General features: G+C 67.1%; 14 protein-coding genes. 8 read left to right on the top strand and 6 right to left on the bottom strand.

Translation table 11 applies throughout. The annotated features are described in order from the left end of the window. Positions 1 to 73: 73 nt before the first annotated feature. Complete coding sequence (locus AC57BR_RS18635; protein ID WP_496363233.1) at positions 74 to 910, top strand: alpha/beta fold hydrolase; 837 nt, start codon at positions 74 to 76, stop codon at positions 908 to 910. A gap of 306 nt (positions 911 to 1,216) precedes the next feature. Beyond that, positions 1,217 to 1,744, top strand: a complete 528-nt coding sequence (locus AC57BR_RS18630; RefSeq protein ID WP_496363231.1) for a hypothetical protein — start codon at positions 1,217 to 1,219, stop codon at positions 1,742 to 1,744. 106 nt (positions 1,745 to 1,850) lie between these two features. Here the strand turns inward: AC57BR_RS18630 and AC57BR_RS18625 are convergent, their stop codons facing one another. The 5 genes from AC57BR_RS18625 to AC57BR_RS18605 all read right to left on the bottom strand — a co-directional run bounded on the left by AC57BR_RS18625 (position 1,851) and on the right by AC57BR_RS18605 (position 7,454). Continuing rightward, positions 1,851 to 3,854 carry an Ig-like domain-containing protein gene (locus AC57BR_RS18625; protein ID WP_496363229.1) on the bottom strand — a complete coding sequence of 668 codons (2,004 nt, stop codon included), beginning with the start codon at positions 3,852 to 3,854 and terminating at the stop codon, positions 1,851 to 1,853. A gap of 354 nt (positions 3,855 to 4,208) precedes the next feature. After that, positions 4,209 to 5,225 carry a magnesium and cobalt transport protein CorA gene (locus tag AC57BR_RS18620; protein ID WP_496363227.1) on the bottom strand — a complete coding sequence of 339 codons (1,017 nt, stop codon included), beginning with the start codon at positions 5,223 to 5,225 and terminating at the stop codon, positions 4,209 to 4,211. A gap of 161 nt (positions 5,226 to 5,386) precedes the next feature. Continuing rightward, positions 5,387 to 5,785, bottom strand: coding sequence for a cupin domain-containing protein (locus AC57BR_RS18615; protein ID WP_496363225.1), 399 nt, complete (start codon positions 5,783 to 5,785; stop codon positions 5,387 to 5,389). 232 nt (positions 5,786 to 6,017) lie between these two features. After that, a complete protein-coding gene (locus AC57BR_RS18610; RefSeq protein WP_496363223.1) occupies positions 6,018 to 6,749 on the bottom strand; it encodes a glutamine amidotransferase in 732 nt (243 codons plus the stop codon). A 3-nt stretch (positions 6,750 to 6,752) separates the two neighbouring features. After that, on the bottom strand, positions 6,753 to 7,454 hold the full coding sequence (locus AC57BR_RS18605) for a FadR/GntR family transcriptional regulator (RefSeq protein ID WP_496363221.1): 702 nt from the start codon (positions 7,452 to 7,454) through the stop codon (positions 6,753 to 6,755). Positions 7,455 to 7,584: 130 nt separating this feature from the next. On the opposite strand from AC57BR_RS18605, the gene AC57BR_RS18600 reads away from it, so the two are divergent. Genes AC57BR_RS18600 through AC57BR_RS18590 form a run of 3 tightly spaced genes read left to right on the top strand, consistent with a single transcriptional unit; the run spans position 7,585 to position 11,817 of the window. Then, positions 7,585 to 8,979: an SLC13 family permease gene (locus AC57BR_RS18600; RefSeq protein WP_496363219.1), complete on the top strand. Its 1,395-nt coding sequence runs from the start codon at positions 7,585 to 7,587 to the stop codon at positions 8,977 to 8,979. A gap of 52 nt (positions 8,980 to 9,031) precedes the next feature. Beyond that, positions 9,032 to 10,291: a CaiB/BaiF CoA transferase family protein gene (locus tag AC57BR_RS18595; RefSeq protein ID WP_496363217.1), complete on the top strand. Its 1,260-nt coding sequence runs from the start codon at positions 9,032 to 9,034 to the stop codon at positions 10,289 to 10,291. 2 nt (positions 10,292 to 10,293) lie between these two features. After that, a complete protein-coding gene (locus AC57BR_RS18590; RefSeq protein WP_496363215.1) occupies positions 10,294 to 11,817 on the top strand; it encodes a carboxyl transferase domain-containing protein in 1,524 nt (507 codons plus the stop codon). A 110-nt stretch (positions 11,818 to 11,927) separates the two neighbouring features. Here the strand turns inward: AC57BR_RS18590 and AC57BR_RS18585 are convergent, their stop codons facing one another. Continuing rightward, positions 11,928 to 12,539: an NADPH-dependent FMN reductase gene (locus AC57BR_RS18585; protein ID WP_496363213.1), complete on the bottom strand. Its 612-nt coding sequence runs from the start codon at positions 12,537 to 12,539 to the stop codon at positions 11,928 to 11,930. A 232-nt stretch (positions 12,540 to 12,771) separates the two neighbouring features. Between AC57BR_RS18585 and AC57BR_RS18580 the strand changes: the two genes are divergently transcribed. From AC57BR_RS18580 to AC57BR_RS18570, 3 genes are all read left to right on the top strand, one after another. Further along, entirely contained in the window at positions 12,772 to 12,933 is a 162-nt protein-coding gene (locus tag AC57BR_RS18580) for a hypothetical protein (RefSeq protein ID WP_496363211.1), read from the top strand. Positions 12,934 to 12,986: 53 nt separating this feature from the next. Continuing rightward, positions 12,987 to 14,852, top strand: coding sequence for a Na+/H+ antiporter (locus tag AC57BR_RS18575; protein ID WP_496363209.1), 1,866 nt, complete (start codon positions 12,987 to 12,989; stop codon positions 14,850 to 14,852). 156 nt (positions 14,853 to 15,008) lie between these two features. Beyond that, positions 15,009 to 15,242 carry a hypothetical protein gene (locus AC57BR_RS18570; RefSeq protein ID WP_496363358.1) on the top strand — a complete coding sequence of 78 codons (234 nt, stop codon included), beginning with the start codon at positions 15,009 to 15,011 and terminating at the stop codon, positions 15,240 to 15,242. The last annotated feature ends 6 nt before the right edge of the window (positions 15,243 to 15,248 follow it).

Genomic DNA, 15,248 nt, shown 5'->3' with positions numbered 1-15,248 from the left:
GGCCCGCGATCCCGATAGGTTGGTACCACCGCTTGAGGACGTCCGTTCTCACGAGACCGAAGGGAATGCTGACATGGCTTACATCACCGTTGGACAGGAAAACAGCACCGACATCGAGCTCTACTACGAAGACCACGGAACCGGACAGGCTGTTGTCCTCATCCACGGCTATCCCCTGGACGGTTCGTCCTGGGAGAAGCAGACGGCCGCCCTGCTCGATGCCGGCTACCGCGTCATCACATACGACCGCCGCGGCTTCGGCAAGTCCAGCAAACCCACCACCGGCTATGACTACGACACCTTCGCAGGCGACCTCAACACCGTCCTCACAACCCTGGACCTCAACGACGCGGTGCTGGTGGGCTTCTCGATGGGAACCGGCGAGGTGGCGCGGTACCTCTCCACGTTCGGGTCAGCACGCGTGGCCAAGGCCGCCTTCCTGGGATCCCTGGAGCCCTACCTCCTGCAGACCGACGACAACCCCACCGGAGTGCCGCAGTCCGTCTTCGACGGCCTCGCCGAGGCAGTCAAAGCGGACCGCTACGCCTTCTTCACCGAGTTCTTCAAGAACTTCTACAACAGCGACACCTTCCTGGGCACGCCCCGGCTCAGCGAGGAGTCGGTCAGGGCCAGCTGGAACCTCGCCGCCGGCTCCGGCGCGTTCGCCTCGGTGGCCGCCCAGCCCACGTGGATCACCGACTTCCGCGGCGACATCCCGAAGATCGACGTCCCTTCACTGATCGTGCACGGCACGGCGGACAACATCCTGCCGATTGACGCCACCGGCCGGGAGTTCACCAAGGCCCTTCCAGAGGCTGACTACGTGGAGATCGACGGTGCCCCGCACGGCCTGCTCTGGACCCACGGGGCAGAAGTCAACGAGGCCCTGCTCAGCTTCCTGGACAAGTAGCCCGGCGCAAAAAGAAGACGTCCGACGGCGGTGCCTACCGCCGTCGGACGCCCTCGGACGAGGCTCCCTGGCCGCCCGTAAACAACCACCTCGGGTTGACAATATCTGAAAGTAAGTGTTGACACGCACTTCCGGGCGTACAATTTGAAACACCGGATCCAAGGACATTCCTTGAAAATGAATCCGGCTCCAGGCCCACCCGGCAAGTCCGGGTGGACGATCGTAAAGCGGACAGAAGTGGTTGATGGGTCTCCACGCGTCACGTGATCGGCCAGCGATGCCCGAACACACCTCGCGGGAGTAACAATGAGTATGACGCCGCCAACACCGTCCCGCCGCTCGGCCCGGATCGCGTTGGTTTCCACCGTTTCGCTTGGTCTGCTTGCAGGCCCCATCGCCATGGCCACTCCGGCTGCGGCAGACTCCAAGAGTGCTGACTGTACCGTCAAGGCGCTGAAGCCAAAGGTCCACGATAAGGACAAGGGCGGCTACAAGAAGGGCGAGCGCAAGTTCGTCAAGGTCGAATTCGAGTTCAAGATCCGCTGCGACAAAGATGCCAAGGTCCACTTCGAACAAAAGATGTTCCAAAAGGACGGCAAGTGGAAGGCTGACCAGATCGGCAAGGATTACGGAAACGTGTGGGTCCACAAGCATGAGTCCGTCGTCAACGTCGTGAAGGTCTACGACAAGGACCGCCACGACAAGTACGAGAAGGTCTTCCACTACGTCAAGATCCGGGTGGAGAAGAAGGACAGGTACGGCAAGTGGGCAAAGTGGTCAGACTTTGACAAGAGCCCGGTCGCAACCATCTACGTCCCCAACGGACGCTACTAGCAGTTCGCTGCTTTCCTGAGTATCCGATTCACTAGCTGAACAGGAGGCCGACGGCGGCACCCGGGTGCCGTCGTCGGCCTCTGTTTTGGCCAGGAGTTACTGGAGCTCAGAGGGAACCGGTGGTGAACGTCCAGCCGGCGGACTTCAGCGGGTTGCCGGCCAGGTCGCGCACCGCCGCGGTTCCGCCGGTCACGCTGACCGTGTAACTGGTCCGCGCGGCCAGCGTTGCCGACGGGTTCAGGATCCACTGGTTCGTGGTGCCGTTGCGGGAAACAGTTGCCGCCATCTTGAGGCCGGTAGTGGTGTTCTTCATCGTGACGGTTCCGGTGCTTGCTCCCTGGATGGCCTCGCTGAAGGTCACCGCGATGTTGTTGGCGCGCCGCACCAGCGTGGCGCCCGGACGCGGCGTCATGGCCGTGATGACCGGGGCCGGGCCGGTGGTGAATGTCCAGCTGGTGGTGGCCAATGGCGTGCCCGCGGCGTCGCGGATGGCGGCTGGTCCGCCGGTCAGCGTCGCCGTGTAGGTGGCGTCGTTGGCGAGGTTGGCCGAGGGGTCCAGTGTGGCGGTCCGGGTGGTTGCACTGTAGGTGACGGCCGCCGGGACCGCGGTGCCGCCCGGGCCGCGCAGCACGAAGCTGCTTCCGCTGATGCCCTGCACCGCGGTGCTAAAAGTGGCCGTGACGTTGCTGCCGGCGGCAACAGCGGTGCCGCTCACCCCGGGCGTGCGTGCCGTGACGGTGGGGGCCGCGGCGGTGGTGAAGGACCAGCTGCCCGTCACGAAGGGGGTCCCTGCGGAGTCCCGGATGGCCGAGGCCCCGCCGGTCAGCGTCGCCGCGTACTTCTGCGAGGCACCCAGCAGGCCCTCAGGGTTCAGTGTTGCCGTGTGCGTGGCGGCGTCGTAGCTGACGGTAGCCGGCACTGTTGCTCCTGCGGCGTTCCGGAGGACGAAGGTGGAATTGCTCAGGCCCTGGACGGCGGCGTTGAAGGTGGCGGTGACGTTGGCTCCCACGGCGGCGCCGGAGGAGTTGGCTGCCGGACTGAGCGCCGTCACGGCCGGCGCGGTGAGGGCCGCGACGGCGGGGTCGGTGAACAGCAGGCGGTTTGGTGTCCCCGCGGTGGCGGCGGAAATAGCACCCGGGGTGGCCGCGGAAAGCATCTTCGCCGCCACGTCCGCCGGGAGCAGGCCCGGCGACCGGGACAGCATCACGGCTGCGGCGCCTGCCACGTGCGGTGATGCCATCGAGGTGCCGCTCATCAGGGCTGTGGCCGTGGTTGAGCTGGGAGAGGCGGACTTGATGCCCACGCCCGGCGCGTACAGGTCAACGCAGCTGCCGTAGTTGGAGAACGCCGCCTGCTTGTCCGCGGAGTCGCTCGCGGCGACGGTCAGCGCGCCGGAAACGCGGGCCGGGGAGCTGTTGCAGGCGTCGGCGGTGGAGTTCCCGGCGGCAACTACTGCGGTGACGCCGTCGTTGATGATGCCCTGCACCGCGGCGTCCACCATGGCGCTTGCGGTGCTGCCGAGGCTCAGGTTGGCCACTGCCGGGGTTCCGGCCTGGTGGTTGGCAGCCACCCACTCCAGCCCGGCGATGACGTCCGAGTTGAAGCCCGAACCGCTGCAGTCCAGCACACGGACGGGGACCACTGTGGCCGCCTTGGCCACGCCGTAGGTCTTCCCCGCGATGGTGCCGGCAACGTGCGTGCCGTGGCCGTTGCAGTCCCCGGTGCCCAGCCCGTCGGAAATCGCGGTCCATCCCTGCGCGACGCGGCCGCCAAACTCCGCGTGCGCAGACAGCACGCCGGAGTCAATGACATAGGCGCTCACTCCGGCGTCTGACGCCGCCGATGTGTAGGTCCCGGAAAGCGGCAGGGCGCGCTGGTCAATGCGGTCCAGACCCCACGGTGCGGACTGCTGGGTATCGGCGGCCGTCACCGGGGCATCGGGTTCGACGGCGGCAACGCCCGCCGAACGCTTCAGTTCCGCGGCCTGTCCCGGCGTGGCCGTTACCACTGCGCCACGGATGGCCTTGGCGAAGGTGCGTCCGACGGCGATGTTCCTCGAGCGCAGGTTCCGAACGGCCGAGGATACGTCGGTCCCCGCGGAGTAGCGCACAATGTAGCGGGCGGGAGCTGCTGGCGCTGCCGCCGTGGTTTCCGTGGCGGCAGTGCCTGCGGCGGCAGTGCCCGGCGAGACTCCGGCGAATGCTGCCGCAAGGCTTGTCAGCAGCAGCGAGGCCAGAACAGGACGGAGAACAGACGAAGCGCGAATTTTGGGGTTCCTTCGAAAGCTGAGGGCCAGCGGGGAGAGCCGGTGGAAGGCTGTATCCAGTGTATTTTCCGCGCCCCTGTGCCGGGCCGCAGCTGCACCGAAGCTTCGATGAAGCTTCGGCTCCTGCGGAAAAACCGGCGTAATCCTGAGCTTTCCTCCCTTCTTGGCCGGCTGGCAGGGCAGGCCGACGGGACAGGCCTAGATCCAGTTGTTGCGCTTGAAGGTGGCGTACAGGATCAGCCCCATGCCGATCATCAGCCCCAGCGCCATGGGGTAGCCGAAGATCCAGTCGAGCTCAGGCATCGTATGGAAGTTCATCCCGTAGATGGTGCCGATGAGCGTGGGCGCAAAGAGAATGGCCGCCCAGGACGAGATTCTCTTGACCTGCTCGCTCTGCGCGAAGCTGGACTCGGTGAGGCGCCGCATCTCGTCATTCTGGCGCTGGGCCACCAGGGCTGCATTGACTGCGAGCGCATTCTGCAGCAGCGCCCGGAAGGACGCGATCCGGTCGTTGAGCCGCAGGACGTGGTCCAGCACATCGCGGAGGTGGTCCTGGAGCTCCGGACCGGGGTGGTGGTCCGGTGTTCCGGTGATCAAGGCCTGCAGGATTCCCGCCAGCGGCCCGGTGGCTCGCTGCACGGTGATGACCTGGCGGGACAGCTCGTAGATGCGGCGGGACACCTCCGGGTCCGCGCCGAACAGTTCGTCCTCGATCTCGTCGATGTCGTTTTCCAGTCCGGCCGCAACAGGCTCATACTCGTCAACCACCTGGTCCAGGATGGCGTACAGCACGGCGTCGGGGCCCAGGGCCAGGAACTCCGGCTGGGATTCCATGCGGCGGCGCACCCGCGCGAGGTCCGGTGACTCCGCGCGGCGGACGGTGACCACGAAATCCGGGCCGGCAAAGACATGGATTTCGCCGAACTCCACCTTTTCGACGTCGTCGAGATACCGTGCCGGGCGCAGGACAAGAAAGAGCGTTTCGCCGTAGTGCTCAAGCTTGGCGCGCTGGTGCCCAGTGAGCGCGTCCTCGACCGCCAGGGGGCTGAGGTCGAACTCGTCGGCCACCGACCGCAGCTCGTGGGGATCCGGGCGGTAGAGCCCGATCCAGGCCATTCCCTCCCGCTGCCGCAGCAGGAAGTAAGTCTCCTCCAGCCCTTCCGGATCAGCCGTCCGGCGTCCGGCCACGTACACGGCGTTATCAATGATGGCCATGGTGGCGACTCCTCAGCTGGACCGGCATCACATGGGAGTGACGTTAGCCCTTCCGGAACGCCGTGCCAATATGCCATCCCCGTCCAACAAGGGGCCGCGCGGCAAGGGCACGCCGGCCCAAATGCCGGCGCCTTCGATGCTGCGGTTCAGATTTGATCCGCTCAGATCCTGGCGTGCAGGCCGCGGCTGACCGGACGCCCGAAGGAGGCCGCGCCGAGGAATTCGACGGCCACGAAAGGCTCGGAACCCACCACCCATTCATCGTGCCCCGGCGGAATCGCGTAGGTGTCGTTGGCGCGGATGACGGAGCGGGCACCCTCGGGCGATTCCACCTCCATGACACCGGACAGGCAGAACCCGAGGTGGTTGTGCAGGCAGAAGGGAGTCTGTTCCGTGGGCTTGGTGCATTCGGACCAGCGCCAGCCGGGGGCGAGGATCAGGCGGGCAACGGAGAAGTCGTTGACGCTGACCAGGTCCACCTCGGCCTTGTCCGGGCACCTCTTCTTATCCGGTTCATCGAAGGACTTGACGGCAAGGGCTGTAATGAAATTAGCGGTCATGGACGGTACCTGCGGATTTGGTTGAGACCTGAAATCAAGAAGGCGGCTTCGGGAGAAGCGCCACGCTGGCGAAAAGCTGGCTGCCGCCGAGGCGTGACCGTGCTGCAGCCGCATATTCTTGGTGTGGCTACCCCTTCGCCGCACACGCACGCAACAGGTCAATGTTGACGTAGTTCAACCGTAGACCTCCGCAGGCCGAAGTCAATGGGCAACCGTTTCCGTACCGCTGCACTTACCTGCCGTAGATCTTCACAAAGTTCCGCAGGATCTTCATCGGTTCGGTGGCGGTGAAGGTCCGCGCCTCCGCCATCAGCTCCTCGGCGGATTCCGGCGGAAAGTATCCGGCGTGGCGGTAGATGTCGATCCTGGTCACGAGGCCCTCGGCGTCGAGCTCGGGGTGGAACTGCGTGGCGTACAGGTTCTGCTTGATCCGGAACATGTGCACGGGGCAGGCCGCGGAACTCGCCAGCAGCACTGCGTGCGCGGGAAGCACCGTGCACCCTTCCTTATGGCCGGTGAAGGCGGTGAACTGCGCGGGAAGTCCGGCCAGCAGCGGATCCTGCAGGCCCTCCGGGCTCAGGCTGATGGTCACCCCGCCCAGCTGCTCGCCGTAGGTCCGGTCGATCACGGCGCCCTGGTGCAGGCCGAGGGTGCCAACCCCGTAGCAGGCGCCCAGGAACGGGAAATCCTCCGCCACGATCAAATCCAGCAGCCCCGACAGTTCGCGCTCGACGCGGTGCTGGGCCTCGCTCTTCTTTTCGGGAGGGTCGCTCGAGGTGAACGGGCTGCCGCCCACGATGATGCCGGAATAGTCATCGAGGTCCAGCTCCGGCAGCGGCGCGCGCTCCAGCCGGATCCGCTTCAGCTGGTCCGGCTCCAGTCCGCCAAAGCGCAGGTATGCCTCGTATTCGTCCTCCGCGGCGACGTCCTCGGCCCGCGAGGCGAGCAGCAGAAACGGCTTCACGGCTTACTTCAGCAGGGCGACGTCGGATACGAGGGTGATGTGGTCCAGCATCGCCGCCGCGGCGGCCTCCGAATCCTGGGCCCTGATGGCGTCCGCGATCTTGCGGTGGGACGCCAGCGACTGCTCCGGCCGGCCGGGCTGCCCCAGCGACTCGAGCCGCGTTTCGAGGATCATCTCGGCAATGAAGGACATGAGCTGGGCCAGCACGCCGGAGTGCGCCGCGGCGGTGATGGACTGGTGGAACAGTTCGTCGCCGTGGGCCCCCTTCGCGCCAGAGGCCACCTCCTCCGCCATGACGTCAAGCGCCTTGTCGATCGCCTGCATGTCCTCGTCGGTGCGCCGCTCCGCAGCAAGCTCGGCCAGCTTGACCTCGAGCGTGCTGCGGGCTTCGACAATTTCGGGAAGACGGCTCCGGTGTTCCCGAAGTCCCTTGAGCACGGAGGGAACGTTGGGACGGTAGACAAGGACCGCGCCGGTGCCGTGCTGGACGTCAATGACGCCGAGGACCTCCAGGGCCACCAGTGCCTGGGCCAGCGTGGCCCGCGAGACGCCCAGCCGTTCGGCCAGGTCCCGCTCTGCCGGCAGGGTGTCGCCGGGCCCCAGCTGCGCGGACTCGATGAAGTCCATCAACTGCTCTACGAGCTGCTCGTAGAGGCGGGGGCGGGCGACGCGGGAAATCTGTTGCGTTGCGGTCTTCCTGGGCATTCCCATCCTTCCGGCGTTCTTGAATCAGCTTAGCGGAGGAATATTGACAAAGTCACCTAGTGTCTAGGAGGCTAGGCCAGTGAGCTTTTGTAAGCCACATCACATCAACTCTCATCCCGGAGGAACAACGATGTCCGCTCCTGTCCTGTCCATCATCATCCTGGCGGTGATGTTCCTGCTGGCCACGGTGCTGCCTCTCAACATGGGCGCCCTGGCTTTCGTAGGGGCGTTCCTGCTGGGCTCCGTGGTCCTCGGCATGTCCACCAGCGACATTCTTGCCAACTTTCCCGGCGGCCTGTTCCTGACGATCGTCGGTGTCACCTACCTCTTCGCGATCGCCCAGAACAACGGAACCATCGACCTGCTGGTCCGCGGCGCAGTCCGGCTGGTGGGCAGCAAGGTGGCGCTCATCCCTTGGGTCATGTTCGCCATCACGGCGGTCATTACCGCCGTCGGCGCCCTGTCCCCCGCCGCCGTCGCAATCATCGCGCCGATCGCACTGAGCTTCGCCGCGAAGCACAAGATCAACCCCCTCATGATGGGCATGATGGTGATCCACGGGGCGCAGGCGGGCGGCTTCTCCCCGATCGCCGTCTACGGCGTCACCGTCAACGGCATTATCGCCAAGACGGACCTCGAAGCCAGCCCCATGGCGATCTTCCTCGCCAGCTTTATCTTCAACCTCGCCATCGCCGTAGTGCTCTTCATCGTCCTGGGCGGCAGCAAACTGCTGTTCACCAAGACCGGCCGGCTCGTGGAACAGGCCGCCGAGTCCAGGATGGCCGTCAGCGTCGGCGCCCGCGCCGCCGGTGTCACCCTGCAGGGCTCCGGTTCCGACATCTCGCCCTCCGGTGTAGCCCGCAAGGGAACCTCCGGCTCCTCTTCAGCCTCCCCGTCAGCAACGGCCGAGGCCGCCGGTGCCCGCGGCACCATTCCGCAGCTGGTCACCATTGCCGGCCTGATCGCGCTCGCCGTCATCTCGCTCGGTTTCAAGGTGGACGTCGGGTTCGTCTCCATCACCATCGCCATGGTCCTGGCCCTCGTCTCGCCCGCCGCCCAGAAGGGCGCCGTGAACAAGATCAGCTGGTCCACCGTCCTGCTCATCTGCGGCATGCTCACCTTCGTGGGCGTCCTCGAGGAAGCCGGCACCATCAAGTTCGTGTCCGATGGCGTCGCCCACCTCGGGATGCCGCTGCTCGCAGCCCTGCTGATCTGCTACATCGGCGCCGTGGTCTCGGCCTTCGCCTCCTCCACCGCCATCCTGGCCGCGCTCATCCCGCTGGCCGTCCCGTTCCTGTCCACCGGCGAAATCGGTGCCGTCGGCGTGATCGCCGCCCTGGCCGTCGCCGCCACGATCGTGGACGTCTCGCCGTTCTCCACCAACGGAGCGCTGGTTCTGGCCAACGCCCCGGAGGACGTGGACAAGGACAAGTTCTACAAGCAGATCCTCGCCTACAGCGGCATCGTCGTCATCGCCGGCCCTGCCATCGCCTGGCTGGTCATGGTGCTCCCCGGCTGGATGTAGCCGGCCGGAACACCACGAGCAGCCCCTCCAAGCAAGAGAAGGAACACCCAGCATGAGCCATGAATCCACGCCCCAGCCCGAAGGCCCCCTCGCCGGTTACCTTGTGGTGGACCTGAGCCGGGCCCTGGCCGGACCGCATGCCGGCATGATGCTCGCGGACCTCGGCGCCCGGGTCATCAAGGTTGAGAATCCCGGCACCGGAGACGATACGCGCGGCTGGGGGCCGCCGTTCGTCGGCCCCGAGGACGATCCCCAGGCCACGTACTTCCTCTCCTGCAACCGCAACAAGGAGTCCATCGCCCTGGACCTGAAGAGCGACGACGGGCGGACGGTTCTGCGCGAACTGCTGGAACGCGCCGACGTCGTTATTGAAAACTTCCGCCCCGGCGTGCTGGACCGGCTCGGGTTCTCCGCCGCGGAGATGCACGCGCTGAACCCTTCGCTGGTGGTCCTGTCCATCACCGGTTTCGGGCATGACGGACCGGAGTCGCGCCGCAGCGGCTACGACCAGATCCTGCAGGGTGAGGCCGGGCTGATGTCCCTGACCGGCTCCGGCCCGGACGACCCCCAGCGTGTTGGTGTGCCCATCGCGGACCTCCTCTCCGGCATGTACGGGGCGTTCGGCACGCTCGCGGCGCTGCTGCAACGCGAACGGACGGGACAGGGGCAGATCGTGCGGACCTCCCTGCTTGCCGCCTTGATCGGTGTGCACGCGTTCCAGGGCACGCGCGCCACCGTAGCCGGCGAGGTGCCCCAGGCCCAAGGCAACCACCACCCGTCCATCGCACCCTACGGCCTGTTCCACTGCCGGCAGGGCCGCGTGCAGATCAGCGTGGGCAGCGAGAAACTGTGGCGCACGTTTGCCTCGGCGTTCGGCATTGACGCTGACCGTCCGGAGTTCGCATCCAACGCCGAACGCGTCCGGAACCGGGAAAAGGTCATCGAGGAGGTCGAACGCGCGTTCGCCGGGTACGAGGCGGAGCCGCTGCTCGCCATGCTGAACGACGCCGGAATCCCGGCAGGCAGGGTCCGCACCCTGGACGAGGTCTACGAATGGGAACAGGTCCATTCGCAAGGCCTGGTGATCGACGTCGACCACAAGATCCTCGGGAACGTCACCCTGCCGGGGCCGCCGCTGCGCTTCTTCAGCGCCGCGGACACCGGGGAAACCACGCTCAAGGCCCACACTGCTCCGCCGCTGCTGGACCAGGACGGCGAGCAGATCAGGCAATGGCTCGGACTTGTCCCGGCCGACGCCGCTGCTGGCGTCGGCGCCGCCAGCGTCGCCGGCGCCGCCGGGGAGGGCCGCTGAGCATGAGTGCAGCCCAGAAGGTCCGGCACCTGGACGCCACCGAACTCATCGCTGCCGTCCTCGACCCCGGCTCGTACCGCTCCTGGGACTCCCCTGTGGAAGATCCCGACCCCAGCCCCGAGTACAGGAAGGAACTGGCTGCGGCCCGGGAGAAGACCGGCGTGGACGAGTCCGTCCTCACCGGTGAAGGCCTTATCCGCGGCCGGCGGGTGGCCGTCATTGTCAGCGAGTTCCGTTTCCTGGCCGGCTCCATCGGCCTCGCCGCAGCGGAACGGATCGTGAACGCCGTCGAACGTGCCACCCGGGAGGGGCTTCCCCTCCTGGCCGGACCGGCGTCGGGCGGCACGCGCATGCAGGAGGGCACCATCGCGTTCCTGTCCATGGTGAAGATCAGCGCCGCCGTACGGGCGCACCGGCAGGCCGGCCTGCCTTACCTCGTCTACCTCCGGCATCCCACCACCGGCGGCGTCATGGCCTCCTGGGGCTCCCTCGGGCACATCACCGTGGCCGAGCCGGGCGCCCTCCTCGGTTTCCTGGGGCCGCGGGTCTACGAGGCGCTGTACGGTTCCCCTTTTCCGGAGAACGTCCAGGTGGCCGAGAACCTCTTCGACAAGGGACTCGTGGACGCGGTGGTCCCGCCCTGGCAGCTGTCCGACGTCGTCGACCGCGCCCTGAGTATCCTGGTCGCCGGCCCGCCTGCGCGGGTCCGGCCGCCGCGGACGTTGTCCGTGAAACCGTCCGACGCCGGGGCCTGGGCGTCGATCGAAATCTCCCGGAACCCGCGCCGGCCGGACCTGCGGCAGCTGCTGGCCTATGGGGCCCGTGACGTGCTTCCGCTCAACGGCACCGGCCAGGGCGAAAAGGACCCGGGGCTGCTGCTGGCGCTGGCCCGCTTCGGGCAAAAGTCCTGCGTGGTAATCGGGCACACCCGGCCCCGGCCCTCGCAGCAGACCGCGATGGGCCCGGCGTCCCTGCGTGAAGCCCGGCGCGGCATGCGGCTGGCCGAGGAGCTCGGGCTTCCCTTGGTGACGGTGATCGACACCGGCGGCGCGGCGCTGTCCAAGGAGGCGGAGGAGGGCGGCCTGGCCGGCGAAATCGCACGGTCACTCCATGACCTCATCGGACTCAACTCCCCCACGGTTTCCGTGCTGATGGGCCAGGGCACCGGCGGCGGTGCCCTGGCACTGTTTCCGGCCGACCGCACCATCGCTGCACAGCACGCCTGGCTGTCACCGCTTCCGCCCGAAGGGGCCAGCGCCATCGTGCACCGCAGCACCGAGTTCGCCCCTGCCATGTCCGAGGCGCAGGGCGTCAACGTCGCCTCTCTCTATGCCCACGGCATGGTGGAGCACATCGTGGACGAACGCGGCGACGCCGCCCTCGAAGGCAGGGCGTTCTGCCAGCGACTGGGGCAGGCGATCGAGTACGAGCTGGCCGCGCTCTCGGCCGCCGGGGTGGCCGAGCTCCTCCCGCAGCGGCTCGAAAAGTACCGCAACCTCGGCGGCCTCGTCCCCCTCCCCCTCTAGGACCCCTCCTTCTAGGAGTTTTTGTACAGATAATGGGGCTTCGGGGCCCTCGAGCGGCCATTATCTGTACAAAAACTCGGGAAGAGGAGGGCTTGGATGAGTGGGCTGGCCTAGCGGGAGAGCTTCTGGGTGTCGGGTACCGGGTCACCGATGTGGCCCGGTGCGTTTGCCGCCAGGACCCGCTGGACGAAGGCGCCATACTCCTCCATGTAGTGGCGCAGGAAGGCCGCGGTGGATTCGTCCTTGACCTCGCCGTCGCTGCCGAATACGTCGGGGTTGAACTTCAGGTAGGCCTCCGGGGCGTTCAGCTGCGGGGCGTCGAGGAAGCTCAGCACGGCGCGCATGGAGGACTGCATCACCGCCGTGCCGATGCTCCCGGGCGAGGCGCCGATGATGCCGGTGGGCTTGCGGGCGAACGAGTTGGTGCCCCAGGGGCGGGAACCCCAGTCGATGGCGTTCTTCAGGGCACCGGGGATGGACCGGTTGTATTCCGGCGAGACAAAGAGGATGCCGTCGGAGCCTTCGATGGCTTCCTTGAGCGCCCGGCCTTCGGGCGGGAAGTCGGCGTCGTAGTCGTAGCTGTACAGGGGCAGGTCCTTGATGGGGATCTCGGTGAACTCGAGGTCCCCGGGGGCGAGCTTGATGAGGGCCTTGGAGAGGGTCCGGTTGATGGAGCCGCTGGCCAGGCTCCCTACGAAATAGCCGATCTTGTGCGTTGCCATAGTGGTGTTCCTTCCCAACAGCCGGCGCGGACCGGCTGGGTAGACGGTGCTAAGGGCGGTGCTGCGGCTGGCAGCCGCGGGGGCATTTCGGGTGCAACCCCAACAGTTCAACACAGAACAGCATCCCCGGCCAGAGCACAGGGGCAGTCCTTGACAGGCTGACTGGTGCGGTAGCTAGATGAACGTTAAGCGATGGCCCACAGCACACAACCGCAACAGAGGAGCGGCAGTCATGAGCGAGAACCCGGAGGCGCTGCAGCGCATCCACAGCGAAGCCCCCGCCGAAGGGGATGAAACGGCAGACCCCACCGACATCCGCATGCATTCGCAGGATCCGGCCGAAGGTGCCGACGACGTCGTCGAACCTGCGCCCAAGCGGACGGAGACATCCTGACGGACGTCCCCGCCCGCCGTCGGGCAGTCCGCGGCGGCTGAGAGAATAGCCGCATGGACGTCGCCCTGGGGTTGCTGGCGCTCACCGCCGTGGTGTGCGCGGTCAGCGCGCTGGGCCGCAAGCTTGATGTGCCGGTCCCGCTGCTCCTGGTGCTCGCCGGGGTGGCCGGGTCCTTCCTCCCGTTCGTGCCCCGCGTCGACCTCAACCCTGAACTGGTGCTCGTGGGGCTGCTGCCACCGCTCCTGTATGCCGCCGCCCTGCAGACGTCGCTGTATGACTTCCGCTCCAACCGGCGGGCCATCGGGCTGCTCTCGGTGGGCTACGTCATCTTCGGCACCATCGTGGTGGGCCTCGTGGTCTGGTGGCTGTTCCCGGAGATACCGCTCGCCGCGGCCATCGCGCTCGCTGCCGTGGTGGCTCCGCCGGATGCGGTGGCCGCCACGGCCATTGCACGCAAGGTGGGGATGCCGCGCAGGATCGTCAGCATCCTGGAGGGCGAATCGTTGGTCAACGACGCAACCGCCCTGGTGTGCCTGCGTGCAGCGGTCGCCGCCCTGGCAGGAGCCGTTTCCGTGCTGGAGATCGGCGCCGACTTCCTGCTGGCCGCCGGCGGCGGGCTTGTGGTGGGCCTGGCGGCAGCCTACGTCCTCACCCAGCTGCGCCGGCGGATCCGCAACGTTGCCATCAATACCTCGACGTCGCTGATGGCACCCTTCGTGGCGTACCTGCCGGCGGAGGCGATCCACGCGTCCGGTGTCCTGGCCGTAGTGGTGACCGGCCTGATCATGGGCACAAAAGCACCCTCCATGCCCAGCGGGGCCGCCCGGCAGAGCCAGCGGAGCAACTGGGAGACGGTGCAGTTCCTGCTGGAAAATTCGGTGTTCCTCCTTATCGGCCTGCAGGTGCGGACCGTCATCGAGGGCGTCCAGGACGATTCGCTGGGCACCGCCAGAATCTGGGGTGGGTGTGCGGTGATCCTGCTGGCCGTGCTGCTGCTGCGGCCGGTCTGGGTCTTTCCGGCGACCTACCTGCCCAGGCTTATCCCGGCCGTCGCCCGGAAGGACCCAGCACCACCCTGGCAGTACCCGGCCATCATCTCGTGGGCCGGCATGCGCGGCGTGGTGACGCTCGCCGCAGCCCTCACGCTGCCCGAGGACCTGGAGCACCGCACCGTCCTGATCCTGGCGGCGATGGTGGTGGTGGGCGGCACCCTGGTGCTGCAAGGGTTCACGCTGCCCGCCCTGGTGCGGCTGCTCCGTGTGCAGGGTCCCGATCCGGGCGAGGACGCGCTGGCCCAGGCCTCGCTGACGCAGCAGGCCACGGCGGCTGGAGTGGAGCGGCTGCACGAACTCCGGACCGACGACGATCCTCCGGAGGTGGTGGCCATGCTCAAGCGGAGGACACTGGAGCGCGGCCTGGCAGCGTGGGAACGCCTGGGACGGCCGACGGCGGAAGCCGCCACTCCCAGCCAGCGCTATGCCCAGCTGCGGCTCGCCATGCTCGAGGCCGAGCGGGCGAAGGTCCTCGAACTCAGAAGCGGCGGGAACTACGCCCACGAAGTGCTCAGCAATGTCCTGGAGCGGCTCGACGTCGAAGAGTCGATGCTGGACGCCGTCATCGAGGAGGCCGACGTTTCCGGTTCCCGCGCCCTCGCCCGGCCGGGCGGCGACTGCGAGCATCTCGAGGCCGCCCGCGATCCCGAGGTTCCCGGCGACGCACGCTGCGAGGCCTGTGTCCGCGAAGGAACAGCCACGGTCCACCTGCGGATGTGCCTGGAGTGCGGGAATGTGGCCTGCTGTGACTCCTCTCCCGCCACCCACGCGTCCCGGCATTTCAAGGCCACCGGACACCCTGTCATGCGCAGCATCGAACCGGGCGAGGACTGGCGGTGGTGCTACGTGGACGATCTCCTCGGGTAATGGACCCGGGCAGCCCGGGGCGGAGGCAAGATAGCCAAACGGATCTAACAGCCCCGTAACCCGCCGTTAATCCCGCGGCGGGAGACTGGAGCCCTTGGATCCGCACGACTGGCCTTGCGTCTCGGGGACAGCCACTCGACGAGGAGTTCTGTAGGCATGAATAGTTCCGACGACGACAGCAGGCCAGTACCCTCCGTTCTCCCGGTCAGCGGCGGGGAACGGCCCGATCTCAGAAGCTTCCATGTCCGCGAAGACGTCGCCATGGCAGGCCGCTGCGGCAATGTGCACCTGGCCACCGGCCGGACCTGCATCCTGCCCGAACGCCACCAGGGATCCTGCGACTTCGTGGGCCCGGAGGATGCCAACGGGGTGGCTCGCACGGGCGAGTGACGGCGC

Source organism: Arthrobacter sp. BGA-UO-ETr-C19 (genome assembly GCF_059568005.1).
This window is presented reverse-complemented; position numbering and strand designations above follow the sequence as displayed.